The sequence below is a fragment of the Rhodococcus sp. 852002-51564_SCH6189132-a genome, assembly GCF_001665495.1.
GTDB lineage: Bacteria > Actinomycetota > Actinomycetes > Mycobacteriales > Mycobacteriaceae > Rhodococcus > Rhodococcus pyridinivorans.
The window spans coordinates 25,313-50,517 of the sequence record NZ_LZMJ01000078.1; the positions used below are offsets into that span (position 1 = coordinate 25,313).

The 25,205-nt window shown below is 68.4% G+C and carries 21 protein-coding genes; 6 read left to right on the forward strand and 15 right to left on the reverse strand.

The features are described from left to right. Positions 1-212: 212 nt before the first annotated feature. Genes A5767_RS19700 through A5767_RS19715 form a run of 4 tightly spaced genes read right to left on the reverse strand, consistent with a single transcriptional unit; the run spans position 213 to position 5,862 of the window. Positions 213-1,604 (reverse strand): glutamate decarboxylase, encoded by a 1,392-nt coding sequence (locus tag A5767_RS19700; protein WP_064852978.1) that lies wholly within the window; start codon positions 1,602-1,604, stop codon positions 213-215. Between the two features lie 54 nt (positions 1,605-1,658). Beyond that, positions 1,659-3,644, reverse strand: coding sequence for a YhgE/Pip domain-containing protein (locus A5767_RS19705; protein ID WP_064852979.1), 1,986 nt, complete (start codon positions 3,642-3,644; stop codon positions 1,659-1,661). Between the two features lie 3 nt (positions 3,645-3,647). Then, positions 3,648-4,523 (reverse strand): hypothetical protein, encoded by an 876-nt coding sequence (locus A5767_RS19710; protein WP_064852980.1) that lies wholly within the window; start codon positions 4,521-4,523, stop codon positions 3,648-3,650. A gap of 58 nt (positions 4,524-4,581) precedes the next feature. Next, on the reverse strand, positions 4,582-5,862 hold the full coding sequence (locus A5767_RS19715) for a metal-dependent hydrolase family protein (RefSeq protein WP_064852981.1): 1,281 nt from the start codon (positions 5,860-5,862) through the stop codon (positions 4,582-4,584). A 173-nt stretch (positions 5,863-6,035) separates the two neighbouring features. Here A5767_RS19715 and A5767_RS19720 point away from each other — a divergent pair, with 173 nt between their 5' ends. Next, complete coding sequence (locus A5767_RS19720; RefSeq protein WP_064061611.1) at positions 6,036-6,677, forward strand: hypothetical protein; 642 nt, start codon at positions 6,036-6,038, stop codon at positions 6,675-6,677. Positions 6,678-6,714: 37 nt separating this feature from the next. Here A5767_RS19720 and ligA read toward each other — a convergent pair whose 3' ends face one another. The 8 genes from ligA to A5767_RS19760 all read right to left on the reverse strand — a co-directional run bounded on the left by ligA (position 6,715) and on the right by A5767_RS19760 (position 15,906). After that, the gene (gene ligA, locus A5767_RS19725; protein WP_006554557.1) at positions 6,715-8,823 is read right to left on the reverse strand and encodes an NAD-dependent DNA ligase LigA; all 2,109 of its coding nucleotides are present in this window, start codon (positions 8,821-8,823) and stop codon (positions 6,715-6,717) included. Between the two features lie 37 nt (positions 8,824-8,860). Then, positions 8,861-9,886 (reverse strand): methionine synthase, encoded by a 1,026-nt coding sequence (locus tag A5767_RS19730; protein WP_006554558.1) that lies wholly within the window; start codon positions 9,884-9,886, stop codon positions 8,861-8,863. Then, on the reverse strand, positions 9,883-10,962 hold the full coding sequence (gene mnmA / locus A5767_RS19735; RefSeq protein ID WP_024101402.1) for a tRNA 2-thiouridine(34) synthase MnmA: 1,080 nt from the start codon (positions 10,960-10,962) through the stop codon (positions 9,883-9,885). The genes A5767_RS19730 and mnmA overlap by 4 nt, the downstream gene beginning before the upstream one ends. Beyond that, positions 10,959-12,194 carry a cysteine desulfurase family protein gene (locus A5767_RS19740; RefSeq protein ID WP_064852982.1) on the reverse strand — a complete coding sequence of 412 codons (1,236 nt, stop codon included), beginning with the start codon at positions 12,192-12,194 and terminating at the stop codon, positions 10,959-10,961. The genes mnmA and A5767_RS19740 overlap by 4 nt, the downstream gene beginning before the upstream one ends. 58 nt (positions 12,195-12,252) lie before the next feature. Continuing rightward, on the reverse strand, positions 12,253-13,107 hold the full coding sequence (locus tag A5767_RS19745; RefSeq protein WP_064852983.1) for a lysophospholipid acyltransferase family protein: 855 nt from the start codon (positions 13,105-13,107) through the stop codon (positions 12,253-12,255). A 32-nt stretch (positions 13,108-13,139) separates the two neighbouring features. Next, the gene (locus A5767_RS19750) at positions 13,140-13,970 is read right to left on the reverse strand and encodes a GNAT family N-acetyltransferase (RefSeq protein ID WP_006554562.1); all 831 of its coding nucleotides are present in this window, start codon (positions 13,968-13,970) and stop codon (positions 13,140-13,142) included. Between the two features lie 148 nt (positions 13,971-14,118). Then, positions 14,119-15,075: an electron transfer flavoprotein subunit alpha/FixB family protein gene (locus A5767_RS19755; protein ID WP_006554564.1), complete on the reverse strand. Its 957-nt coding sequence runs from the start codon at positions 15,073-15,075 to the stop codon at positions 14,119-14,121. A gap of 45 nt (positions 15,076-15,120) precedes the next feature. After that, positions 15,121-15,906: an electron transfer flavoprotein subunit beta/FixA family protein gene (locus A5767_RS19760; RefSeq protein ID WP_006554565.1), complete on the reverse strand. Its 786-nt coding sequence runs from the start codon at positions 15,904-15,906 to the stop codon at positions 15,121-15,123. A 223-nt stretch (positions 15,907-16,129) separates the two neighbouring features. On the opposite strand from A5767_RS19760, the gene A5767_RS19765 reads away from it, so the two are divergent. Genes A5767_RS19765 through A5767_RS19780 form a run of 4 tightly spaced genes read left to right on the forward strand, consistent with a single transcriptional unit; the run spans position 16,130 to position 20,260 of the window. After that, positions 16,130-16,930 (forward strand): class I SAM-dependent methyltransferase, encoded by an 801-nt coding sequence (locus A5767_RS19765; protein ID WP_006554566.1) that lies wholly within the window; start codon positions 16,130-16,132, stop codon positions 16,928-16,930. Positions 16,931-16,956: 26 nt separating this feature from the next. Beyond that, positions 16,957-18,477, forward strand: coding sequence for a 1,4-alpha-glucan branching protein domain-containing protein (locus tag A5767_RS19770; RefSeq protein WP_039586065.1), 1,521 nt, complete (start codon positions 16,957-16,959; stop codon positions 18,475-18,477). Beyond that, a complete protein-coding gene (locus tag A5767_RS19775; RefSeq protein ID WP_006554568.1) occupies positions 18,474-19,721 on the forward strand; it encodes a glycosyltransferase family 4 protein in 1,248 nt (415 codons plus the stop codon). Before A5767_RS19770 ends, A5767_RS19775 begins: the two co-directional genes overlap by 4 nt. Then, positions 19,718-20,260, forward strand: coding sequence for a GNAT family N-acetyltransferase (locus A5767_RS19780; protein ID WP_082937752.1), 543 nt, complete (start codon positions 19,718-19,720; stop codon positions 20,258-20,260). The genes A5767_RS19775 and A5767_RS19780 overlap by 4 nt, the downstream gene beginning before the upstream one ends. A 13-nt stretch (positions 20,261-20,273) precedes the next feature. On the opposite strand, the gene A5767_RS19785 is transcribed toward A5767_RS19780, so the two are convergent. Together A5767_RS19785 and A5767_RS19790 are read right to left on the reverse strand one after the other, a co-directional pair. Next, a complete protein-coding gene (locus A5767_RS19785; RefSeq protein WP_033097731.1) occupies positions 20,274-21,776 on the reverse strand; it encodes an amidase in 1,503 nt (500 codons plus the stop codon). A 34-nt stretch (positions 21,777-21,810) separates the two neighbouring features. Beyond that, positions 21,811-22,569: an acyltransferase gene (locus A5767_RS19790; RefSeq protein ID WP_033097730.1), complete on the reverse strand. Its 759-nt coding sequence runs from the start codon at positions 22,567-22,569 to the stop codon at positions 21,811-21,813. Positions 22,570-22,662: 93 nt separating this feature from the next. Here A5767_RS19790 and A5767_RS19795 point away from each other — a divergent pair, with 93 nt between their 5' ends. Beyond that, entirely contained in the window at positions 22,663-23,979 is a 1,317-nt protein-coding gene (locus A5767_RS19795; RefSeq protein ID WP_033097729.1) for an outer membrane protein assembly factor BamB family protein, read from the forward strand. A 24-nt stretch (positions 23,980-24,003) separates the two neighbouring features. Here A5767_RS19795 and A5767_RS19800 read toward each other — a convergent pair whose 3' ends face one another. Then, on the reverse strand, positions 24,004-25,161 hold the full coding sequence (locus A5767_RS19800) for a THUMP-like domain-containing protein (RefSeq protein ID WP_064852984.1): 1,158 nt from the start codon (positions 25,159-25,161) through the stop codon (positions 24,004-24,006). Positions 25,162-25,205 lie beyond the last annotated feature (44 nt).

Consider the following 25,205-nt stretch of genomic DNA (forward strand, 5'->3'; position numbering starts at 1 on the left):
TCGCATCCGGGCAGCATCGCCCTCGAAACGGACTCACAAGTATGTGCAAATATTAGCAGCCGGCGGGGGAAATGACGGATTTCGCCGGGATTCCGATCGCGCGCCAGGAATCACATCGAAGTAGTTCCGCACCTCCATTCACACGGTCCACGAACGGATTTCACGTCGGCGGGGGAGAAACTCGGTGAGCTTCTCCCCCGCTGCGACTTCGTTCAGTGTGCGAATGCCTGGTCGGTGTGGCCGCGACCGACACCCTCGCGGAGATATCCGACTACATCGGCGATGTCTTCACCGAGCTTGTGGGCGATGTCCCGGCTGAAGCCCTCGCGAAGCACGATTCGCAGGACCGCGACGTCCTCCGCGTCGGCCGGCATCGTGTAGGCCGGAACCTGGAATCCGCGGGCCCGCAATTCGTGGGAGATGTCGAACACCGTGAAGCCGGGGTCGCCCGTCACCTCGAAGGAGATGACCGGGATGGCGGAGCCGTCCGTGATGATCGCCATGTTCTCGATCTCGGAGATCTGCTTCGACAGCATGAGCGCGGTGTCGCGCAGGGTCTCCATGATCTGCGTGTACCCGGCGACACCGAGCCGAATGAAGTTGTAGTACTGGCCGATGACCTGGTTACCAGGACGCGAGAAGTTGAGCGTGAACGTCGGCATGTCGCCACCGAGGTAGTTGACCCGGAAGACCAGGTCCTCGGGCAGATGTTCCTTCGAGCGCCAGACGACGAAACCGATACCCGGATAGGTCATGCCGTACTTGTGACCACTGACGTTGATGGACACGACCCGCGGCACACGGAAGTCCCATTCGAGGTCCGGATGGAGGAAGGGCACCACGAAGCCACCGGAGGCGGCGTCGACGTGCAACGGGACGTCGGGACCGCCGGAGGCCGCGAGCTCGTCGAGCGCGGCGGCGATCTCCGCCACGGGCTCGAGTTCACCGGTGAAGGTGGTGCCGAGGATCGCGACGACGCCGATGGTGTTCTCGTCGACCGCTTCACGGACCTGCTCGGGGGTGATGACGTAACGGCCGGGCTCCATCGGCAGGTACTTCGGCTCGACGTCGAAGTAGCGGCAGAACTTCTCCCACACCACCTGCACGTTGCTGCCGAGCACCAGGTTCGGCTTCGACGCGTCCTTGCCGGCGGCCCTACGGGCCTCACGCCAGCGCCACTTGAGCGCGAGACCGCCGAGCATGACGGCCTCGGACGAACCGATCGTCGAGACGCCGGTGGCCGACGACGGATCGGCCGGATCGAGGTTCTCGGCGTGGAACAGGGCCGCGACCATGTTGACGCAGCGGGTCTCGATCTCCGCCGTGGCCGGATACTCGTCCTTGTCGATCATGTTCTTGTCGAACGTCTCGGCCATGAGACGACCCGCCTGCGGATCCATCCACGTGGTGACGAAGGTCGCCAGGTTGAGCCGCGAGCTGCCGTCGAGCATCAGCTCGTCGTGTATGAACTGGTACGTCGCCTCAGGATCGGTCTCCGACTTGGGAAGTCGCAGAGCAGGAATCGGGTCGGTACCGAGTCTGCCGGTGAAGGCAGGTGCGAGTGTCTCGGCTGGAGCATTGGACTCTGACATGATTTCCTCCATTTCCCGCATCGAACACTCGTCGATCCGGTGACTTCAGGACATACGGGGCGGCTCTCACACCTCGATCGGCGGGTACAGCCTCTCCATCGTGTAGCGGCGGTTGCGCCGAACCGACAGGGCACTCAGCGTCAACGATACGAGCAGGATTCCGGCCAGGACAGCGATTGCGATCCACAATCGCGAATCGATATTCTCGGCGACGGTGAGCTGCCGCAGACCGTTGACGGTGTAGGTCATCGGGTCGAACGGGTGGATGTACTGGAACGGCTTCGCCGTGGTCGGCACGGGGTAGATACCGCCGGCCGAGACCAGTTGCAGCATCAGGAAGGCCAAGGTCACCACCCGACCGACGGCGACGCCGAAGATCGCATTGAACGCTTGGATCATGGCCAGATACGTTGCGGAGATCAACATCAGGAACAGGATCGTCCCCACGACGTGCTTCACGTCCAGTCCGACGCCGAAATGGACGACCGTGTACATCACGACCACCTGCAGGATGCCTACCAGCAGAGCCGGCCAGTACGACGCGAGGACCGTGCGGTAGGCACCGAGTCCCGCGACGGTGGGCCGCGACTGTAACGGGGTGAGCAGCATCCAGGTGATGATGCCGCCGACGAACAGGGCGAGCGACAGGAAGAACGGGGCGAAACCGGTACCGAAGGTGGGTGCCTCGTTCGTGTAGTTCTGTTGCAGAGCAACCGGAGTCGACAACGTCTCGGCGGTGGCGGTGCGTTGTTCGTCCGTCCAGTTCGGCACCTGGGTGGCACCCTGACTCAGGGCCTGCGCGAGTTCCCGCGAACCCGACTGCAACTCGACCATGCCCGAGGACAGCTCTCCTGCTCCGTCGGCCAACTGGACACTGCCGTCGGTGAGTTGGACGAGACCGGAGTTCAGCGTGGCGGCACCGGAGCTCAGTTCGTCGACACCGCTGCGGAGTCGGTTCACGTCCGCCGCCAGTCCCCCGTTCGACAACGTCGCCAGGGCTCCCTGTAGCGGACTGTTCGGGTTGCCGAGTTGATACTCGAGTTGTTCGGCGCCTGCCTGCAGACGCATGATCTCAGCGCGTAGGGCGTCGGCATCGGAGGCCGCCTGTTGCGCCGTCAGCGGTGTCAACGCGGTGATCGCCTGCTGCACGACCGGATCGGAGCTCCGGTTCAGGATGTCGACGACCTGCTGTACGGCCTGGTTCACCGTCGACTGCGTGGTCTGCGGTACCCGCGATTCGAGGGCGTCGAGCGAGGCCCGCAGCTCCGCTGCCTGCCCGGCGACACCCGAGAGGGCACCGCTGTCGAGCGCGCTGAGCAGCGGACCCGTCACGCCGTCGATCGCGGTGGCGAGTTCGTTCGCGCCGGTAGCGAGCTGCGCCGACCCGTCTCGCGCCGCGACCATGTTCATCGCGAGCTCCTGCGATCCCGAAGCGAGCTGGTCCGCGCCGCTCTTGGCCGTGTCGATGCCGTCGGCGAGTTGCCCGGCACCGTCGGCGGCCTGCTTCAGACCCGAGCCGGCACTCTCGAGACCGGTGAGCACGGTCCCGACACCTTGGGCACCGATCGTGGAGTTCACCTGTCCGATCACCTGTTCGGACGCGTCCTGCCCGATGATCGTCGCGAGATAGTTGTTCGCGTCGTTGAAAGTGAAGACCAGATTCGCCTTCTCCGGGTTGTCGCCGTTGGGGGATTCGACCGCTTCGGTGAAATTCTCCGGAATCGTGATGGTGTAGTAGTACTTTCCGTCGGCCAGACCCGCGACGGCGTCCTCTTCCGACACCTCCGCCAGATCGAGCTGACCGGATGCGATGAGAGACTTCACGACCTGATCGCCGGCGTCGACCTGTTCCCCCGTCGACGAACGACCGGTGTCGTTGTTGACGATCGCCGCGGGAATCTTGTTCACCGCACCGAACGGATTCCAGAAGGCCCACAGGTACATGGCCCCGTACAGCAACGGCATGAGAATGATCGTCGCGATCGCGATGCGCGGCATCGTGCCGCGGAAGTATCGCTTCGAGTCGCTACCGAGAGAGACGCCTGCGAGCACTCGTCACTTCCTCTTCGTCAGGACGCCGATGTCACCGGGCCCGAGCAGATCGTGCATGTCCACCACGGCCCGTACCCCGCTATCGGGGTCGACGGGGTTCACGTCGCCGATGATCACCGCCTGGTTCTCACCGAGCGCGACGAGCCGGCCGAGCAGGGTGGCACGTTCGACGTCGTCGGCGATCCGATCGATCCGGCCCACCACCAGCAGTGGCGGACGCCGGGTGTTCGCCACCGAGATCCGCAGGAGCACTTGCTGGAGTTCGGGGAGGTCGTCGACGAACGCCTCGAGCGGTGGCAGCGGTACGTCGCCGAAGATCTCCTCGCACATCTCGGCGATACCGTACTCACGGACCCGCGGAACGAACTTGTACCACGGGGAATCCCACCGCTTCTGCTCGGTGACGAGATCGCGCACGGTGACCGACGGGCGTACCTCGTCGAGCTCGTTCATGCACGCAATCGCCGACCGCGCGATGATCTTCTGCGGTCTGTCCTCGCCGAGAACCGTCAGCGATCCCCGGGTCAGTCGCATGCGACCGCACAGAGCCATGAGCAACGCGGTACGCGCAGCACCGGCCTGCGCGGCCAGAACCGTCACTCCCCCGGCGTCGAGGTCCAGGTCGAGGGGGCCGAAGACATGGCCCCAGGGTCCGTGGAGTTCGATCCCGCGCGCCGACACGAGTGTGCCCGGCGTCTGCCGGGCGGTTGCCCGCTGCACGACCGGAGCGCCGTACGGCGGAGTCCCGACATCATCCGGTTCGGCTGTGCCCACCGGCGTTCCGCCGTAGTTTCCGTCCACGACGAAGGGATCCTCGAGCTGCTCGTCCGACAACTCGTCCCAGGCCTCTGCGTCGCTGTGCTGCCCGTAGTGAGTCACCGACTGTCCTTGCGCCGAGCGAGTGGGGTGTGGTGCCGTGTCCGATGCGCTGCCACGGTCACAGGCTGTTCTTGACGACGTGGCCGTCCTTCACAATGACCGACAGGTTCTTTGCCGGATCGGCGATCAGACTCAGATCCTCGAGCGGGTTGCCGTCGACGAGGAGCACGTCCGCCCAGGCGCCCTTGTCGATCACACCCCATCGGGCCTGACGGTAGGGATCGCGTTCGCCTGCGAGCCGGAACAGTTCGGCGTTTCCGGAGGTGAGCATCCGCAGCGCGTCGAGGTTGCTGTAGTGGTCGCCGAGCCGCGCGGCCATCTCGCTCTGGCGCGGCGCGATCTGCGGCTCGAGCAGCAGGTCGGTTCCCCAGGCCGTCTTCACGCCGTGCTTCTGCGCCCACTCGTAGACGTGGTCGGTGCCGGTGCAGATCTGCTTGTCCTTCTCCGCGCGATCCGGGTCGGGATAGTGGTGGTCGCCGAGCGCGAAAGGCTGCATCGACAACCACACCTCCTTCTCCGCGAGCAGTGCGACGGTCTCCTCGTCGGCGAGGTGGCCGTGCTCGATCGACTTCACCCCGGCCGCGACCGCGCGGCGGATCCCGGTGACGTTGTAGACGTGGGTGGCCACGTACGTGCCGTAGTCGGATGCGGCCTGGACGGCGGCACGCAGTTCTCTGTCGATGAACTGGACGGTGTACAGCGGGTCGTACATGGACGCCGCTCCGCCGCCGACCATCAGCTTGATCTGCGATGCACCTTTCTTGAGTTGCTCGCGCACGGCTGCGAGGACCCGGTCCTCACCATCTGCGACCCGCATGAAGCCGATCTGTTCGGCGCGGGCCTGATCCCCACCGAGGGCTGTGGGGCATTCGTAGACGAAGCCGAAGTCGCCGTGCCCGGACGTCTGCGAGATCGCGGCCTGGGACGGGTAGATGCGGGGACCGTCGAACAATCCCCGGTCGATCACCGATTTGATGCTGCCGGTGTCGCCGGCCATGTCGCGGACGGCGGTGAAGCCGCGCAGCAGCATGTTGCGGGCCTCGGCGAGGCCGTTGAGCGCGATGTGCGCTTCGCTGCCCATCACCATGTCGATGTAGGAGTTCGCGTTACCGACGAGGTGGACGTGCGCGTCGGACATGCCGGGCATGAGGACCCGCCCGCCGCCGTCGATCACGTCGGTCTCGCGGCCGGGTTCGTCGCCGATCGGCGATTCGGATACGGCGACGATGCGGTCTCCGTCGATCAGTACGTCGCCGGTGACGAGCTCTCCGGAAACTCCGTCGAAAACTCGCACATTACGAAAAAGAAGGCGCTGAGTGGACTTACCGGTTTCCGTCATGGCTGGGACGCTAACGCGCATCGAACACGACTTCCGACCAACAGAAAGGATCCCGAACCAATTCACCCCAACCGTTCACCCTTTTCGAAAGTTCGTTCTGAACTGCACCTATTCGATCGGATAGTTTCTTTTGAAAACACACATATTTCCGATCTTCGACTTACACTGCGCCAATGCTGATTCACCCGACATTGCGCATGCAGTCCTGGGGATTCGTCATCGGCGCCGCCCTGTTCGCATTGGGTTCGGCGCCCGGAATTGCGACGCTTCTCGGCACCGCCGGTGCAAATACTTCGTTCTTCGTGGGTTCCTGGTTCTTCACGGGTGCAGCATTCGTCCAATTGATGCTCAGTGGGCCGGCCACCGTCACGGACAAGGGCAGCCCGGCGATCCGCGCCGACTGGCTCGCGTCGCTGATCCAGTTCATCGGTACGCTGCTGTTCAACGTCAGCACGGGAGCCGCACTGCACGCCCACACCGTCAAGGGTGAGAAGCACCTGGTGTGGAACCCCAATCTCGAAGGTTCCCTGTGCTTTCTGGTGTCGAGCGCGATCGCGTGTGCAGTCCTCTGGCGAGCGGGCTCGCATTGGGCGCCGCGCTCGAAGGACTGGATCAGCGGGTGGCTGAACATGCTCGGGTCGATCGCTTTCGGGGTCTCCGCCGTCGGTTCGTTCGTCCTCGACGACGGAAACACTCTCGACCCGAGCCTTGCCAACACCGGCACGTTCGTCGGGGCGATCTGCTTCCTGCTCGCCGCGGCGGTATTCCTCGGGAGGCGCAGCGCCGAGGAACCGGAATCCGCAACGGCCTCCTGAGAATCCGCGGGCAGGGCACCTCCCGGCGGAGAGCGTCTCAGTTCTCCCCTTCGCGCCCTTCGAGATAGGCGCGAGCGGCGTCGGGCCCCTCGTCGAGCAGGATCCGGAAACCGTCCTCGTCGAGCACGGGTACTCCGAGATCGGCGGCCTTGTCGGCCTTCGAACCCGGGTTGTCGCCGATGACGACGAAAGCCGTCTTCTTCGACACCGATCCGGCGGCCTTGCCTCCGCGCGCGAGGACGGCCTCCTTGGCCTGGTCGCGGGAGAATCCCGCGAGCGTGCCCGTAACCACGATCGACAGTCCTTCGAGGGTTCGCGGGATCGATTCGTCGCGTTCGTCGGCCATCCGCACACCCGCTGCCGCCCACTTGTCGACGATCGCGACGTGCCAATCGACGGTGAACCAGTCGGTCACCGCCGCGGCGATCGTCGGTCCGACGCCCTCGACGGCCGCGAGCTCGTCGACGGACGCGGCCCGGATCCGGTCGAGGCTGCCGAACTCGGTGGCCAGCGCACGCGCAGCGGTCGGTCCGACGTGCCGGATGGACAGGGCGACCAGCACGCGCCAGAGCGGCTGTTCCTTCGCCTTGTCGAGGTTCTGCAGCAGACGTTCGCCGTTCTTCGACAGCACGCCCTTGGTGGTGCGGAAAAACGGGATGCGTTCGAGGTCTTCCTTCGTGAGCGAGAACAGGTCGCCCTCGTCGGCGATGATCTTCCCCTCGAGCAGGGCCGTGGCCGCCTCGTAGCCGAGGGCTTCGATGTCGAACGCTCCCCTGCCCGAGACGTGGAAGACCCGCTCGCGCAATTGCGCCGGGCACGACCGCGAGTTGGGGCAGCGCAGGTCGACGTCGCCCTCCTTCGCCGGGGCGAGGGTGGTACCGCATTCGGGGCACTGCGTGGGCATCTCGAAGGCGTACTCGGAACCGTCGCGCAGGTCGACGACCGGGCCGAGGACCTCCGGGATCACGTCGCCGGCCTTGCGGATGACCACGGTGTCGCCGATGAGCACGCCTTTGCGCTCCACCTCGGACGCGTTGTGCAGCGTCGCCAGCGAGACGGTGGACCCGGCGACGGTGACCGGCTCCATGTAGGCGAAGGGGGTCACGCGTCCGGTGCGCCCGACACTTACGCGGATGTCGAGGAGCTTGGTGGTGACCTCCTCCGGCGGGTACTTGTAGGCGATCGCCCACCGTGGGGCGCGGGACGTGGCACCGAGGCGTCGGTGCAGCCCCATGTCGTCGATCTTGACCACCAGGCCGTCGATCTCATGTTCGATGTCGTGGCGGTGTTCGCCCCAGTAGCGCATCCGCTCGACGACCGCCTCGGCGCCCTGCACGCGAACAGTGTGCGGTGAGACGGGCAGGCCCCAGGCCGCGAAGGCCGCGTAGGCGTCGGATTGCGAGCGGGGTTCGAAGCCCTCCATGCGGCCGTAGCCGTGGCAGTACATGCGCAGACGCCGGCGCGCGGTGACGGCCGGGTTCTTCTGCCGCAGGGAACCGGCGGCGGAATTGCGGGGATTCGCGAAGGGCGGCTTGCCTTCGGCCACCAGCCCGGCGTTGAGGGTCTGGAAGTCCTCGAGCCGGAAGAACACCTCGCCGCGCACTTCGAGCAACGTCGGGATCGGGTACTCGGCGGTGCCGGTGAGCTTTTCGGGAACGTCGTCGATCGTGCGGGCGTTGAGGGTGACGTCCTCCCCGGTGCGTCCGTCGCCGCGGGTGGCCGCGCGGACGAGTTTGCCGTTCTCGTAGACGAGGCTGAGCGCCACGCCGTCGATCTTCACCTCGCACAGATAATCGGGGTGAGTGCCGGTCTCGACCTCGGCGCGCGAGAGCCACGCGCGCAGTTCGTCCTCGTCGAAGACGTTGTCGAGGCTGAGCATCCGTTCGAGATGCTCGACGGCACCGAATTCGGTGGCGAAGCCGCCGCCGACCAGCTGGGTGGGCGAATCCGGCGTGCGGAGTTCGGTGTACTGATCCTCGAGTGCCTGCAGTTCGCCGAGGAGCGCGTCGAACTGACCGTCGGAGATGATGGGGGCGTCGCGCACGTAATAACGGAACTGATGCTCGCGCACCTGTTCGGCGAGATCCTGCCAGCGCTCACGCGCCTCCGGAGGAGCGGTGATGGGTGCGTCCGTCGGTTCACTCACAGCCTGCAAGCCTAGTCGAGGGGACCGACCGGAATACTCAGAGCGTGTCGGCTTCCTCAGCGAAGGCCGACGCGACGTCGCGCAACGAACGCAGAGCGGCCCGTGCCCCCTCCGTGGAGGCCGAGGCCAGCCCGCAGACCGGGCTCACCGCCACCGATTGCAGCACCTTCCTGGGGAACCCGAGCCGGTCGATCAGCTCGACGGCCGGTGCCGCGTACTCGCGCCAGCCCGTCGAGGCCGGCGCGGTGGCGGGCACGAGTCCGAGTATCGGGACCGTGCCCGAGTCGAACAGCTCCCCGAGTCCGTCGAGGTCGGAGCGTCGCACGCATCCGACGTCGAAGGCCACAGCGTCGGCAGCGCTGCGCCGCAGGAAGTCGGCCGGGAAGGTGCCCGCGCAGCAGTGCACCGCGACGGAGAGCCCAGTGCCCCGAATCGTCGTGTCGAGCACGTCCAGCGCTTCCGGGTCCGGCACGGCAGGGACGGTCTCGAGGACGGTCCGGCCCTTCAGCGTTCCGGCGAGCACATCCGGCAGCGACGGTTCGTCGAGTTGCGCGACCACCTGAACCCCGAGCCGGCGGGTGATCTCGGCGGCGTGTCGGGCCAGGCCCTCCGCGAGCGATTCGGCCAGGTCGCGAACGGCGCCGCGGTCGGTGAGCACCCGGCGTCCCGTGGCGAGTTCGACGTGGGCGGCGAGGGTGAGCGGCCCGGCAGCCTGCACCTTCACGGGGCGGCCGGCATCCAGCCCGGCACGTTCCCAGGCTTCCTCGAGCGCATCGAGGTCCTGGGCGAGCAGGTCGCGCGCCCGGGCGGCCACACCGCCGCGTCGCGACACGAGGCGGTAGCCGGTGGTCGAGGTGTCGAGGTACATGTCGACGAGCAGGGCGCTGACCCGCCCGATCATGTCGGCACCGAGGCCGCGTGCCGGCAGTTCGACGAGGTGGGGCAGATCCGTGAGTTCGCCGACGACGACCGCCGCGGCCTCGCGCGGGTCCGTCCCGGGCCACGAACCGATGCCTGTCGCGAGACCGGACCACACCTCGCGGCCGGTGGCAGGTGCCGTCACCGGTCCCCTGCCGCGATGGTTCCGCTGCCGAGGACGATGTCGCCCGCAGCGTCGGACCGGTACAGCACGGCGGCCTGACCGGCGGCGACACCGGTGAGCGGTTCGCGCAGCGAGATCTCGATGCCCGGACCCACCGCTTCGGCGACGGCCGGGGCCAGGCCACCGTGAGCGCGGACCTGGACGACGCACTCCATCGGTCCGACAGGAGCGGTGCCGGAGGTCCACACGGCGCGTTCGGCCCGGATCGACTCGACCTTCAGCTGTTCGGCGCTGCCGACCCGGACGGTGCCGCTCTCCGGTTCGATCGCGGTGACGTAGCGGGGGCGTCCGTCCGGTCCGGGCCCGGCGATACCGAGTCCCTTGCGCTGGCCGATGGTGAAACCGTGCACGCCCTCGTGCTGCGCGAGCACCTCACCCGAACGGTCGTCCACGACGGCGCCGGGACGCACACCGATGCGGGCACCGAGGAAGGCGCGGGTGTCGCCCGACGGGATGAAGCAGATGTCGTGGCTGTCGGGCTTGTTCGCCACCGCGAGTCCGCGCTCGGCGGCCTCCTCGCGGATCCGGCTCTTGGGGGTGTCGCCGACGGGGAACACCGCGCGCGACAACTGCTGCGCCGTGAGCACAGCGAGTACGTACGACTGGTCCTTGTCGGCGTCGACGGCCCGACGCAACACCCCGTCGTTCAACTGCGCGTAGTGACCGGTGGCGACGGCGTCGAAGCCGAGCGCGACGGCACGGTCGGCCAGCGCCGAGAACTTGATCTTCTCGTTGCAACGCAGGCACGGGTTCGGGGTCTCACCGGCGGCATAGGACGCGACGAAGTCGTCGATCACGTCCTCCTTGAAGCGGTCTGCGAAATCCCAGACGTAGAAGGGAATTCCGAGCACGTCGGCGGCGCGGCGAGCATCGCCGGCGTCCTCCTTCGAGCAGCATCCGCGCGAGCCGGTGCGCAGTGTGCCCGGCGCGGCCGACAACGCGAGATGCACTCCCACGACGTCGTGTCCGGCCTCGACCATGCGGGCGGCGGCGACCGCCGAGTCCACACCGCCGCTCATTGCCGCAAGAATCCTCATCTCCGGTCACCTCCTCGTCCACCGGCGCTCGCCAGTCCGGCGGCGCGAGCCCTGTCCACCACGGAAGGGAGAGTTTCGATCAGTTTGTCGATGTCACTGCGGGTTGTGGTGTGCCCCAACGAGAATCGGAGCGAACCGCGTGCCGTGATCGGGTCCGCCCCCATCGCGACGAGTACGTGACTCGCGCGCGCGACCCCGGCGGTGCACGCCGAACCGGTCGAGCATTCGATACCGGCCGCGTCGAGCAACATCAGCAGCGAGTCGCCTTCGCATCCGGGGAACGTGAAGTGCGCGTTGTTGGGCAGTCGTCCGACCTCGCGAGGACCGTTGAGGATCGCGTCGGGGATCGCCGCCTCGACACCCGCGACAAGAAGATCGCGCAGGTGCGCGAGTTCGGCGGTGCGGCCGGGCAGATCCGAGGTGACCTCGCGCAACGCCGCGGCCATCGCCACGATGGACGCGGTGTCCTGCGTCCCGGACCGCACGTCGCGTTCGTGGCCCCCACCGTGGGCGAGCGGCACGCACGGTACCTGCCTGTCGAGCAGCAGCGCTCCCACTCCCTGCGGACCACCGAACTTGTGAGCGGCCAGGGTCAGCGCCGACAGTCCGCTCGCGGTGAAATCGACTGGGAGATGCGCGACCGCCTGCACGGCGTCGCTGTGCATCGGGACGTCGAACTCGGCGGCGACCGCAGCGAGTTCGGTGATCGGCATGACGGTGCCGACCTCGTTGTTCGCCCACATCACGGACACGAGGGCGACCTCGTCGGCGTGGCGCGAGAGTTCCTCGCGGAGCGTGGTGGGATCGACGCGGCCGGAGCCGTCCACCGGCAGCCACGTCACCTGGGCATCCTCGTGCTCGACGAGCCATTCGACGGCGTCGAGCACGGCGTGGTGTTCGACCGCGCTCGCGAGGATCCGGCGACGCCGGGGGTCCTGGGCGCGGCGACCCCAATAGATGCCCTTGACGGCCAGATTGTCGCCCTCGGTGCCACCGGAGACGAAGATCACCTCGGAGGGCCGGGCGCCGAGGGCGGCCGCAATCGACTCCCGCGACTCCTCGACGCGCCGGCGCGCTGCGCGCCCCGATCCGTGCAGGGAGGACGCGTTTCCGACGGTGGCGAGGACCGACGTCATCGCCTCGACGGCCGCAGGAAGCATCGGCGACGTCGCGGCGTGATCGAGGTAGACGGTCGTGGAGGTACCGGAGGGACCGGCGGCGGGCGAGGTCATGACCGATCCAGGATAGCGGGTCGGCGCAGGTGCCCGCCGCGCTCAGGGGGGTCGCCCGTCAGGCGGCGTCCACCGTCCGTGCCGCTCCACCGGCCCGTGAGCCGCCGACCGGCAGGAACGTCACGGCCTCGACCGGGCGCTCGGCACGGACCGCGCGGGCGCATCGGGCTGCCAGATCGTGCCGGTCCCGACCCGGATGTTCGAGCGGAGCGAGCACGACTTCGACGACGACACCGCGGTTCCGGAGCATCCGCCGGATCGAGGAACCGATCGTCTCGTCACCGACGAAGGCCGGCGCGGCGGTGAGGTCTCCCCCGCGCTCGCCGTATCGCAGGCCGACGGGCTGGACGGGGCACTGCGCGTCCACGGCCGCCTGCAGCAGGGCGGGGCGGAAACCGCCGTGGGACCGTCCGCATCGCGTCGTGCCCTCGGGGAAGACGGCGACGCACCCGCCCTCCAGCAAGCGGGTGCGTACTCGCTCGATCACGGCGGGCAGCAGTCGCAGTCGTTCCCGTTCGATGGGGATGACACGCATCCGGCGTGCGAGCGCGCCCAGCAGGCCCCAGTCGAGCAGGTCCGCTCGTGCGACGAACTCCGCGGGAGCGACTGCGGTGAGGACGAGGACATCCGTCCACGAGATGTGCGGTGCAACGACGAGCACGCCCCCTGCGCGCGCCCGTCGGTCACGCCGATCGTCGATCGTCGGACGGATGCCTACGCACCACAACAACAGGCGCGCACTGCGCCGCACCGTGCTCTCCCGACGCGCCGCGGGAATCATCCGTCCTGCCAGCAGGAGCGGCACCACCGTCAGCACGACCGCGACCGTCGCGATGCGCAACCACACCGTCGGCAGACCCACACGATCCGTCCCGTCCGGCAGGCACCGGATCCCGCACGGACTCGACGGCATCCACGCGTGCACCCGTGTCGTACCGACCCGAGTCACCGCGACCCCCGCTCGGCACGCTCGGCGGCCGCGCGCAGGCGGGCGAGATAGCGGGTGTCCGCCCGGTCCACGGCTAGTATCGCGACGAAGTCGGCGACCCCGAAGTCCGGATCGTGGGCCGGTTCACCACAGATCCGGGCACCGAGCCGCAGGTATCCGCGCAGGAGCGGCGGGACCACGGGACGCGGCAACGGAGCGATCTCGTCGAGCGGGTGGCCTTCGACCATCACGGGATTCAGCGGTCGGACCCGCGCTGCGGGTTCGACGGCGTGTCGTTCGAGCAGCAGGTCGCGCACGGCCCGGACGTTCGACGCCTCGGGTTCGTCGGGCGTCGTGCGCATGGGCACCGAGACGCATCCGACGACCTCGTTGTGTCCGGTCGCCTCGAGATAGTGCAGGATGCCGGCCCACATCAGGGTGAGGACCGATCCGGAACGGTGGGCTGGATCGACGCAGGCCCTGCCCATCTCCACCAGGCCGCGCCCGTGTGGGTCGAGTGCGGAGAGATCGAATTCGGTGGCGGTGTAGTACCCACCGGCCTCGCGGGCGGCTTCGGGCGGCAGCATCCGGTAACAGCCGACGACGTCGTCGGTGACCCGATCGCGCACCAGCACGTGGTCGCAGAACTCGTCGAACCGGTCGGCGTCGGATCCGCCCCCCGCATCGGGGATCCGGAAGCCGGGTTCACCGGAGAAAACCCGGTACCGAAGGCGTTGCGCAGCCAGGCGATCCGACGCTTCCGTCGACACGACGAGGGAGTAGCGGGGGCCGGACAGGACGGGAGCGGTGAACCCACTCGGGCGGTACAGCACCGGCGATGTGGTCATGCCCCAAGGTGTAACGACCGTGGGAGGCGCGCCGGCGGCGACGGGGTGTCGCGGCGATGCATCGCCGATGAACACTCCCGCAGAATGCACGCGGCCCCGCTCCTTTCGAAGGAGCGGGGCCGCGCAGGGATCGATCTGCCGGAGCGGATCAGCCCTTGTGCTTCTTGACCTCTTCGGTCAGCTGCGGAGCGACGTTGAACAGGTCGCCGACGACGCCGTAGTCCGCGATCTCGAAAATCGGGGCCTCTTCGTCCTTGTTGACGGCGACGATGGTCTTCGACGTCTGCATGCCGGCGCGGTGCTGGATGGCGCCGGAGATGCCGAGCGCGACGTACAGCTGCGGGGAGACCGTCTTACCGGTCTGACCGACCTGGAACTGGCCCGGGTAGTAGCCCGAGTCGACGGCGGCGCGGGAAGCACCGACGGCGGCACCGAGCGAGTCGGCGAGTTCCTCGACGACGGAGAACTTGTCGGCCGAACCGACACCGCGGCCACCGGAGACGACGATCGACGCCTCGGTCAGCTCCGGACGGTCGCCGCCGACGATCGGATCGCGCGAGACGATCTTCACGGCGTTCTCTTCCTGGGCCGGAACCTCGACGGCCACACGCTCGGCGGCGGCAGCCTCGGGCTTGGCCTCGATGGCGCCCGGGCGGATGGAGATCACGGGGACCTCACCGTTGGCCTTGGCGTCGACGGTGAACGCGCCACCGAAGATCGAGTGCACGGCGGAGCCGTCGGCCTTGACGTCGACGACATCGACGAGCAGACCGGAGCCGATGCGGGCGGCGAGGCGGCCCGACACCTCCTTGCCTTCGACGGACGCGGCGGTGATGACGGCGGCGGGGCTGGTGGACTCGACGAGCGACGCGAGGACGTCGACCTTCGGGGTCACCAGGTAGTTGTCGACGTCTTCGGACTCGGCGGCGTAGACCTTGACCGCACCGGCGGCGGCGAGGGCGTCCTGCAGCGCGTCGGCGGTGCCGGGGGCACCTGCGACGACGGCGGAGGGCTCGCCGAGCACACGCGCGGCGGTGATGAGTTCGGTGCTGACCTTCTTGAGCGCGCCCTCGGCATGCTCGACGAGCACGAGTACTTCTGCCATTACTACTTCTCTCCTAGATATGTCAGATGTTGTCGCGGGGCGCGATCAGATGATCTTCTGGCCGACCAGGTACTGAGCGATCTTGCTGCCGCCGTCGCCCTCGTCGGTGACGCGCTCACCCGCGGTGCGCGGGGGCTTCGGAGTCACACCGGTGACGGTGGACGCAGCGTTCGCAACACCGAAGATCTCGGGATCGAGACCGATGTCGGCGAGGGTGAGGGTCTGAACTTCCTTCTTCTTCGCGGCCATGATGCCCTTGAAGGAGGGGAAGCGGGGCTCGTTGATCTTCTCGGTGACCGAGACGATGGCGGGGAGCGGAGCCTCGATGCCGAAGACGCCCTCGTCGGTCTCGCGCTCGCCGGCGGCCTTGCCGTCCGCGATCGTGAGCTTGCGCAGGTGCGTCAGGTGAGGCAGGCCCAGGTACTCGGCGATGATCGCGGGCACGGCGCCCACGCGACCGTCGGTGGCCTCGTTACCGGCGATGACCAGCTCGACACCCTCGATCTGGCCGAGCGCAGCGGCGATCGCGTACGCGGTCTGGATCGAGTCGGAGCCGTGCATGGCGGGATCGTTGAGGTGGATCGCCTTGTCGGCGCCCATGGACAGCGCCTTGCGGATGGCGTCGGTGGCGCGGTCCGGGCCGGCGGTCAGAACGGTGACCTCACCGCCGTCGCGCTCCTTGATGAGCAGAGCTTCCTCGACGGCGCGCTCGTTGATCTCGTCGAGCACGGCGTCGGCGGCCTCACGGTCGAGCGTGTAGTCGCCGTCGCTGAGCTTGCGCTCGGACCACGTGTCGGGGACCTGCTTGATCAAAACGACGATGTTCGTCATGGGTCTGCGTCGACCTCCTGTGTGTAGCTGCCTTTGGTCGGCAAGGCGCTGCCTGAACCGAGCACTCGTGTCTTTCGCACGGCGTGTGCGATAGATTATCAGCCGCTAAGTTACCAGTCAGTAACTTGACGGGATTCCCGGTTCACCATAGCCGTACGGAAGGACGACGAAACCTGTGATCTGGAACACCGGAGACCACCCCTCCGGGGAGAGGTCTAATGTCGTGGCGGTGAGCGACACCCCCGCCCGCGCCGATGACGCGCACGCCCTCCCCCTCACCGGCGAACGGACGGTCCCCGGCATCGCCGAGGAGAACTATTGGTTCCGACGTCACGAGGTCGTCTACCAGAACTTTCTCCCCCGTTGCGTGAACCGGGCCGTGCTCGAGGCCGGCGCCGGCGAAGGCTACGGGGCCGACATGATCGCCGATGTGGCGACGCGCGTGATCGGCCTCGACTACGACGAGAGCGCCGTCGCACACATCCGCGCGCGCTACCCCCGCGTGGACATCCGGCACGGAAACCTCGCCGAACTTCCCCTCGAGGACGAATCGGTCGATACGGTCGTGAACTTCCAGGTGATCGAGCATTTGTGGGATCAGACACAGTTCCTACGCGAATGTCACCGCGTTCTCACCCCCGGCGGCGAATTGCTCATCAGCACTCCCAACCGGATCACCTTCTCCCCCGGCCGCGACACCCCGCTCAACCCCTTCCACACCCGTGAGCTGAACGCCGCCGAACTGACCGAACTGCTCGAGGACGCCGGCTTCCGCGTCGAACTCATGACCGGCGTGCACCACGGCCCCACGCTGCGCGCACTCGATGCCAAGCACGGCGGATCGTTCATCGACGCCCAGATCGAGCGCGCCCTCGCCGGGCAGCCGTGGCCGGACGATCTCACCGCCGACGTCGCGATGGTCTCCACCGACGACTTCGCCATCGTCCCCGAGAACATCGATGCGAGCCTCGATCTGGTCGCGATCGCCGTGAAGGACCCCGCAGCGAAGGACACCGCTCCGTGAGTGCCGCATCGTCCCGCGAACCCGGGATGTTCGCGCTCGTCCTCCACTCCCACCTCCCGTGGCTCGCCCACCACGGCCGGTGGCCCGTCGGCGAGGAATGGCTCTACCAGTCGTGGGCAGCGACCTATCTGCCCGTCACCGACGTGCTGCGGCGGCTCGCCGCCGAAGGCCGAACCCGGATGCTCACACTCGGCATCACCCCGGTACTGGCCGCGCAACTCGACGACCCGCACTGCCTCGCCGGGATGCACCACTGGCTCGGCAACTGGCAACTGCGCGCGCACGAGGCGGCCGGCATGCGGGAGGAGTCCTACCGCGCACTCGGCGCCCGCGAGCACCGCGCCGCCACCGCGGCACTGGAGGACTTCGAAACCCAATGGCGCCACGGCGGATCCCCCGTCGTGCGGCAGCTGATCGACGCCGACGCGATCGAACTGCTCGGTGGGCCTCTCGCCCATCCGTTCCAGCCCCTCCTCGACCCGCGACTGCGCACCTTCTCGTTGTCCGAAGGTCTCGCCGACGCGCACGCCCGCTGGAACCATCGCCCCCGCGGCATCTGGGGCCCGGAATGCGGTTACACGCCGGGCATGGAGAACGATTACGCCGCAGCGGGAGTCGAGCACTTCATGGTCGACGGTCCTGCGCTGCGCGGCGACACCTCGCTCGGCCGCACGGTCCGCGACTCGGACGTCGTGTGTTTCGGCCGCGACCTGCAGGTCTCGTACCGGGTGTGGTCGCCGAAGTCCGGCTATCCCGGCCACTCCGCCTACCGCGACTTCCACACCTACTGCCACGACACCGGACTCAAACCGTCCCGCGTCACGGGCCGCACGGTGCCCTCGCACGAGAAGGCGCCCTACGATCCCGAACTCGCGTCGCACGCCGTCGACCGGCACGTCGCCGACTTCGTCGAGACCGTCCGGCAGCGATTGCGCAGCGAATCCGGCCGCATCGGCCGGGACGCACTCGTCGTCGCGGCCTTCGACACGGAACTGTTCGGCCACTGGTGGTTCGAAGGTCCGATCTTCCTCGAACGACTGCTCCGCGCGCTTCCCGAGGCCGGCATCGAGGTGGGAACCCTCGCCGATGCCCGCGACCGCGGATACGTCGGCGCCTCCGTCGATCTCGAGAATTCGTCGTGGGGTTCGGGCAAGGACTGGCGGGTCTGGGCCGGCGACCAGGTCGCCGATCTCGTGCGTCTCAACGACGAGGTGGTGCGCACGACCCTCGACAGCATCGACAAGTCCCGCGAGCAGAGCATGTCGTCGGTCGCGCTCCGCAACCGCGTGCACGACCAGATGGTGCGCGAAGCGCTGCTGACGGTCTCCAGCGACTGGGCGTTCATGGTCAGCAAGGACACCGCCGCCGCCTATGCCCGCGACCGCGCGCACAAACACGCCCACGCCCTGCGTGAGATCGCCGAGGCGGTCGACTCCGGACGCACCGAGACGGCACGGCGTCTGGCCGACGGATGGAACCGCGCCGACAATCTCTTCCCAGGACTCGACGCCCGACGACTGCCCGGACGCCACGGAGGCCCGCGATGAAGATTCTGCTCGTCTCATGGGAGTACCCACCCGTCGTCGTTGGCGGCCTGGGCAGACACGTCCATCATCTCGCCACCGAACTCGCCGCGGCGGGCAACGAGGTGGTGGTGCTGTCACGTCGCCCGACCGGCACCGATGCGTCGACCCACCCCACGATCAGCCACATCGCCGACGGCGTGCTCGTGGTGGCGGTCGCGGAGGACGCACCCCACTTCGACTTCGGCGAGGACATGATCGCCTGGACGCTGGCGATGGGCCACGCGATGGTCCGCGCCGGGATCGGGCTGACCCGCGGCGGCATCGGCGAAGGTTGGTATCCGGACGTCGTCCACGCCCACGACTGGCTCGTCGCCCACCCCGCGATCGCGCTGGCCGAGTACTTCGACGTGCCGCTCGTGTCGACCCTGCACGCGACCGAGGCCGGTCGCCACAGCGGTTGGCTGTCGGGCCGGATCAACCGCCAGGTGCATTCCGTCGAGTGGTGGCTCGCCAACGAATCCGACCGTCTCATCACGTGTTCGGCGTCGATGCACGACGAGGTCACCGAGTTGTACGGTCCGGACCTGCCGGAGATCTCCGTGATCCGCAACGGCATCGACATCACCACCTGGTCGTACCGCGACCGCGAACCGCGTCCCGGGCCGGCACGACTGCTGTACGTCGGCCGCCTCGAATACGAGAAGGGTGTGCAGGACGCGATCGCCGCGCTCCCCCGCATCCGCCGCTCGCATCCCGGCACGACCCTCGTGGTCGCCGGTGAGGGCACCCAGTTCGAGTGGCTGCGCGAGCAGGCACGCGTACACCGCGTCGCACGCTCGGTGAGTTTCCTCGGCAACCTCGACCACACCGAACTGCTCGGCTGGCTGCACGGCGCCGACGCGATCGTGCTGCCGAGCCGCTACGAGCCGTTCGGCATCATCGCCCTCGAGGCCGCCGCAGCGGGTACCCCGCTCATCGCGTCCACCGCCGGCGGCCTGGGCGAAGCCGTGGTCGACGGCGTGACCGGACTGTCGTTCCGGCCCGGCGACGTGGCCGGACTCGTCTCGGCCGTCCGGGAAACCCTCGACGATCCCGAGGCCGCCCGAGTGCGCGCGCGGGCGGCCCGGGCACGACTGACCGACGACTTCGACTGGCGCCGCGTCGCCGAAGAAACCGCGCAGGTCTACTCGTCGGCGAAGCGGCGGGTGCGTCACCCGCTCGCACGCCCCACGGTCCCCCAACGTCCCCTCCCGGACCGCGGATGAACGAGCAGCACACGCTCCAAATCGAGCGCCTGGCACCGCACGAATCCGATATCGTCGCCGTCACCGCACTGCTCAACGCGGTCTACGCGGTGGCCGAGGACGGCATGTGGGTACCGGGCACCACACGGACCGACACGGACGAGATCACCCGATGTGCGCGGGAGGGCAGCATTCGCATCGCCCGCTCGCACGGCCGGGTGGTCGGCTGTATCCGCGTGACCCCGGTCGACGCGACGACGGCCGAGTTCGGGATGCTCGCCTCCGACCCGAAGGTCCGCGGCACGGGCGTCGGCCGCGTCCTGATCGACACCGTCGAGACGGAGTTCGCCGAGCGAGGTTTCGAGGCAATGCAACTCGAGGTGATCCGTCCGCGCGACACCTCACACGAGTCGAAGGTGTTCCTCGACCGGCTCTACACCCGGCTCGGGTACGTGCCGGAGGAGCCCGCGCCGCTCGATACGCGCCATCCGGAACTCGTTCCGGCTCTTGCGGTCCTATGTGAAACGGTCGTCTACCGGAAGCCACTGGGCCGACCCTGAGTCGACCTTCGACTCACGAGGTAGCGGACAACTCGGCCGGAGCGAGCGGCGGCTGCCGATCGAACCACGGCCGGGCCTGTTCGAGTTCGCCTGCGAGGGCGAGGAGCACACTCTCCCCACCGAGTGGGCCGACGAACTGCACCCCGAGCGGCAGACCGGACACCGTCCAGTGCAACGGCACCGAGATCGCCGGGCGCCCGGTGATATTGGCCAGCTGCGTGTAGGGGGTGCGCCCCAGATTGTCGTCCACCACCCGGTCGATGAAACCGGCCCGGGTCGCGATCCACGCGGTGCGGGTACGCAGGAGCGCCTCGCCGGCACGCCGCATCCAGCGGGGCGTGTCGAGTTCGCCGATGCGCGACGGCGGGAAGGCGAGTGTCGGCGTGAGCAGCAGATCGTAGCGTTCGTGGAACTGCGCGAGACCGCTCGCGTACTCGGCCCAGCGGGCATGGGCCGCAATGTAGTCCGACGCCGAGGTCGCCTTGCCCACGGCGGCGATGATGCGGGTGTCGAACTCGAAGTCCTCGGGTCGTGCTCCGGTGAGGCGGCAGGCCTCGGCGACCTCCGCGGCAGCCGTGGCGAACCACATGATGAGGAAGTCCTCTGCGAGACGCCGTTCGTCGATACCCGTCGAGGCGGGTTCGACGTGATGGCCGAGTTCCTCGAGCACCGCGACGGCAGCGTCCACCGCGGCCTTCGCCTCCGGATCGACCGGCGTCCCGATCGGTGACGCGGTCTCGTATCCGATCCGCAACCGCTTCGGCGCCGAGCGCGCGGCCTCCGCGTACGACCGGGCACGCTCGACGAGATACGGCCCACCCGCGTACGGGCCCGCCATGACGTCGAGGAAGGCAGCGGCGTCGCGCACCGTCCGGCAGATCACCCCGTTGGTAGCCGCGCCGTGCAGCGGTTCCCCGCCGCGCATACCGGTGGGCACGAGTCCGCGTCCGGGCTTGAGCCCGAGGAGCCCGCAGCAGGCGGCGGGAATGCGGATGGAGCCGCCGCCGTCGCTCGCTCCCGCCGCGGGAACGACGCCGGCCGCGACCGCCGCGGCGGAACCACCCGATGACCCGCCCGGCGTCACCGACGGATCCCACGGGTTTCGGGTGGCCCCGAACGCCTCGGGCTCGGTGATGCCCTTCGCCCCGAACTCGGGGGTGTTGGTCTTGGCGAACGGGACCAGGCCGGCTCCGAGCCACCGGTCGACGATCACCGAGTTCTCGTCCATCGGCAGGTCCGCGAGGACACGGGACCCGCACGAGGTCGGCTCACCGGCCAGATCCTGCCCCAGATCCTTGAGCAGGAACGGCACCCCGGCGAACGGACCGTCGAGCGGTTCGCGTGCCAGGACCCGGGCCTTGTCGTCGAGCCTGCGGACGACGGTGTTCAGTGTCGGTTCGACCGTGTCGAGCCGCGCGATCGCGGTCTCGAGCAACTCGCTCGCCGATACCTGCCCCGTCGCGACGAGTTCGGCCAGGCCGGTCGCGTCGTGACTCCGATACTCCGAGTAGTCCATCTGCTGTCCCCCGACAGTGTCCCGGCCCGCGTCGCTACTGGGGGACGCCCGCGGGCGTGTCTACCGACTTCTTCCGTGCGATATCTGCGAGCGCCGCTTCCCGGGCGGCACGCTCGGCAGCGGCGCTCTCCCACGCCACCTTACGGTTCTTCACGACCTTGGCGGGCGAACCCACCGCGATACTGAAATCGGGGATGTCTCCCTTGACGACCGCGTGCGCTCCGAGCACCGAACCGCGGCCGACCCGGGTGCCGCGGAGCACGGTGACCTTCGCGGCGATCCAGGTGTCCGGACCGATCCGGACGGGGCTCTTGACGATGCCCTGGTCCTTGATCGGGTAGGTGATGTCCTCGGTGCGGTGGTCGAAGTCGCAGATGTAGCACCAGTCTGCGACCAGCGTCGACGCGCCGATCTCGATGTCGAGATAGGTGTTGACGACGTTGTCCTTGCCGAAGACGACCTTGTCGCCGATCCGGAGCGAACCCTCGTGGCAGCGGATGGCGTTGCCGTCGCCGATGTGGACCCAGCGGCCGATCTCGAGGCGCGACAGTTCGGGCGTCGCGTGGATCTCGACGTTCTTGCCCAGGAAGACCATGCCGCGCAGCACCACGTGCGGATTGGCCAGCCGGAACTTCGCCAGGCGGTAGTACCGGACCAGGTACCAGGGCGTGTACGCCTTGTTGTCCAGCACCCATTTCAGAGAGGACAGCGTCAGGAATCGTACCTGTTCGGGATCCCTCCGACGGGACCCGCGCCACCTCGCCGTCAGAGGTGCACCCCACATGCTCGTCATAGGGGCAGCCTACGGTCCGCCTCGTTCGCGGCTCACGACCCCCGGCCCGATACGCTGACACGTCGAATCGTTCGCCTGTGGAGGAGTTGAGTGATGCGGGGTGTCCTGCGGACCGCGGTCCCGGCGCTGACGGTGGTCTTCGCGCTGAGCGCGTGCGGCGGTGGGGCCGGCACCGACGACGTGTTGTCGAGCGGGGGCTGGCCGGGACGGCACTCCGATGCCCGCAACAGCAACACCGCGACCGCCGAGAGCGTCGACGACCTCGCGCCCGGCTGGACGCGTCCGCTGGGCGGCCCGGTCGGCTCCCCCGCCGGGATCGCGGCCAACGGCCAGGTCTCGGTGGCGGCCGCGACGGAGGCCGGATGCAATCTGTTCTCCTTCCAGATGGACACGGGCCGCAAGCGCTGGTGCACGCGTCTCGCCCCGGCCGTCACGACGATCACCCCCGTCTCCGACGGCGTCGCGAACATCTACGTCGGTGAGGACGGCGGACTGCTGTCGTTCAACGAGCACGGCCAGCGTCGCTGGCGCATTCCCGTGAGCGGCAGCCCCCGCAGCGCACAGTTCACCTCCGACGGAAGCCTGTTGGTGGTCACGCATTTCGGTCAGGTCAACGTCGTCGACCCGCAGACGGGACAACTCGAGGCACCGCTGTTCGATCTGGTGCCGGTGCCGACCCTCGAGGACGGGCAGAACCTGCCGCGACTCGCGAGCGATCACGGCCTCCCCGCCTGCTTCGGGGGCTCGGAGGACTGCCCGGTCGCCACCACCCCGGCCGTCGACACCGCCACCGACCGTGTCTTCGTCACCGTGTGGCGTCCGGGTTCGGACAGGTCGGCGCTCGTGGCGCTGCGCTACACGGCCGGTGACGACGCCGTGGTCATCGAGGAGTGGTCGGTACCCGACCTCCCCGGAGGTGCGGTGACGAGTCCGGTTCTGTCTGCTGACGGTTCGACCGTCTACGTCCACGACGGGGAGGGTGCCCTGTGGGCGCTCGACGCCGAGACAGGCGAAGCGCGATGGACCCACGAGACCGGCCGTCCCACGGCGCTCGGTCCCGCCGTCACCGAGGACGGACTGCTGCTCCTCGCGTCGGCCGACGGCAGCGCCCCGCTGACGGCCCTGCGCGACGGCGGCGACAGCGTCGAAGTCGAGTGGGAGCGGGCGGACGTGACTCCGTACGGTGCGCCGGCGGTGACCGCCGACGGCCGGGCCTATGTGGTCGTCGACGGCGATCGGGGTCTCGCAGCGGCGGTGCTCGATCTCGCGGACGGAGCGACGATGGAGGAGGAACCCCTCGATCCCGCCACCGGACTGCCGGTCGGCACCGGCGTCGGCCCGGGCGGGGAGTTCGTGATCACGACCCTCGACGGGGACGTGGTGGTGCTGCGCGAACCGCAGTCCGTGTGAGGACGGCCGCCCGTGTGAGGGCGGTCAGCGCGACGGCGTGCAGACGAAGGCTTCCGGCGTCCGGCCGATGCGGGTGAGCACCACGCTGAGCGAGGCCGACCCGCGCAGTTTCAGGCGCGGACGCAATACCGCCGGGTCGACGTCGACGCCGCGCACGAGGATCTCGACCGCGCCGCAGTCGTGGCGGGCGAGCGCCTGACGGAGTGTCTTCTCGCTGTACTTGAGACGCTCGACGATCCGGAAACCCCGTACTCCGTCGGGCAGGCTGTCGCCGGTGAGATAGGCGATCCGCGGGTCGAGTTGCCACAGTCCGTGGGCTGCCGCGTAGTGGCGGACGAGACCGGCGCGCACGATCGCGCCGTCGGGGTCGACGATCCACTCCCCCGGCTCCCGTTCCGGAATGTCGTCGTCCGCGGCGTCGGTGATCTCGAAACCGGTTCCGTCCGAACGCAGTACTGCAGCCCGTCGGCGCACGCCGGGAGTGCTCAATCCCGGCGAGTACAGGCACGCTTCGCGGACTCCACCGTCGAGCGAGACGACCTCGACCTCACCGGCCCAGTCGAACGAGTCGAAATCCAGTCCTGGTGCGCACTTCACGGCGAGATCGCGGCCCGCGTAGGCGTCGAGGAGATCGGGCAGCGGTGGTTGCAGCGCGGCCGGATCGTGGGTCCGTCGCCCGCCCGAACGGCGTGCGGGATCGGCGATGACGGTGGTGCCTCGCGTGACCGGACGCAGGGCGTCGGCGCGCAGGAGGTACGCCCCGGGGACGTTGTGCGCGGCCATCGCCAGCCGCACGTCGTCGAGATCGCTGCCGATCACGGTCTCGGCGACCCCGACGAGTTCAGTGAGCTCGGCGCCGATCGAACACGTCACGTCGTGCACTGTGCGCCCTCGCAACCGCTTCGCGCGGTGGGCCGCGACGCGCGTGGGCGTGGACTGCTGCAGAGCGTCGTCGGTGAGCACCCACTCGCCGCCGCCGGCGATCTTCGCCTCCGTCTTGCGCCGCAGGATGACGGTTTCGACCAGCATTCCGGCACGATCGCCGAAACGCGTACGCGCCCAGCCGATGTCGGCGAGGCGCGTACGCGTCGACAGCTCCCGGTCGGCGCCCCCCGCGAGCGCGCCGCGGCCGTCGTCCGACGTCAGGTCCTCGACGTCGGCGAGGGTGAAGTCGTAACCCACAAAATGGACGGCGTGACAACCGGGCAGAAGAAGATGTTGAAGAA

Excerpts from the sequence above, each read along its gene's own strand:
- A5767_RS19700 (WP_064852978.1), bottom strand. The coding sequence starts at position 1,604 with ATGGAGGAAATCATGTCAGAGTCCAATGCTCCAGCCGAGACACTCGCA.
- A5767_RS19715 (WP_064852981.1), bottom strand. The coding sequence starts at position 5,862 with ATGACGGAAACCGGTAAGTCCACTCAGCGCCTTCTTTTTCGTAATGTG.
- A5767_RS19720 (WP_064061611.1), top strand. The coding sequence starts at position 6,036 with ATGCTGATTCACCCGACATTGCGCATGCAGTCCTGGGGATTCGTCATC.
- mnmA (WP_024101402.1), bottom strand. The coding sequence starts at position 10,962 with ATGAGGATTCTTGCGGCAATGAGCGGCGGTGTGGACTCGGCGGTCGCC.
- A5767_RS19740 (WP_064852982.1), bottom strand. The coding sequence starts at position 12,194 with ATGACCTCGCCCGCCGCCGGTCCCTCCGGTACCTCCACGACCGTCTAC.
- A5767_RS19745 (WP_064852983.1), bottom strand. The coding sequence starts at position 13,107 with ATGCCGTCGAGTCCGTGCGGGATCCGGTGCCTGCCGGACGGGACGGAT.
- A5767_RS19750 (WP_006554562.1), bottom strand. The coding sequence starts at position 13,970 with ATGACCACATCGCCGGTGCTGTACCGCCCGAGTGGGTTCACCGCTCCC.
- A5767_RS19755 (WP_006554564.1), bottom strand. The coding sequence starts at position 15,075 with ATGGCAGAAGTACTCGTGCTCGTCGAGCATGCCGAGGGCGCGCTCAAG.
- A5767_RS19760 (WP_006554565.1), bottom strand. The coding sequence starts at position 15,906 with ATGACGAACATCGTCGTTTTGATCAAGCAGGTCCCCGACACGTGGTCC.
- A5767_RS19770 (WP_039586065.1), top strand. The coding sequence starts at position 16,957 with ATGTTCGCGCTCGTCCTCCACTCCCACCTCCCGTGGCTCGCCCACCAC.
- A5767_RS19775 (WP_006554568.1), top strand. The coding sequence starts at position 18,474 with ATGAAGATTCTGCTCGTCTCATGGGAGTACCCACCCGTCGTCGTTGGC.
- A5767_RS19780 (WP_082937752.1), top strand. The coding sequence starts at position 19,718 with ATGAACGAGCAGCACACGCTCCAAATCGAGCGCCTGGCACCGCACGAA.
- A5767_RS19785 (WP_033097731.1), bottom strand. The coding sequence starts at position 21,776 with ATGGACTACTCGGAGTATCGGAGTCACGACGCGACCGGCCTGGCCGAA.
- A5767_RS19790 (WP_033097730.1), bottom strand. The coding sequence starts at position 22,569 with ATGACGAGCATGTGGGGTGCACCTCTGACGGCGAGGTGGCGCGGGTCC.
- A5767_RS19795 (WP_033097729.1), top strand. The coding sequence starts at position 22,663 with ATGCGGGGTGTCCTGCGGACCGCGGTCCCGGCGCTGACGGTGGTCTTC.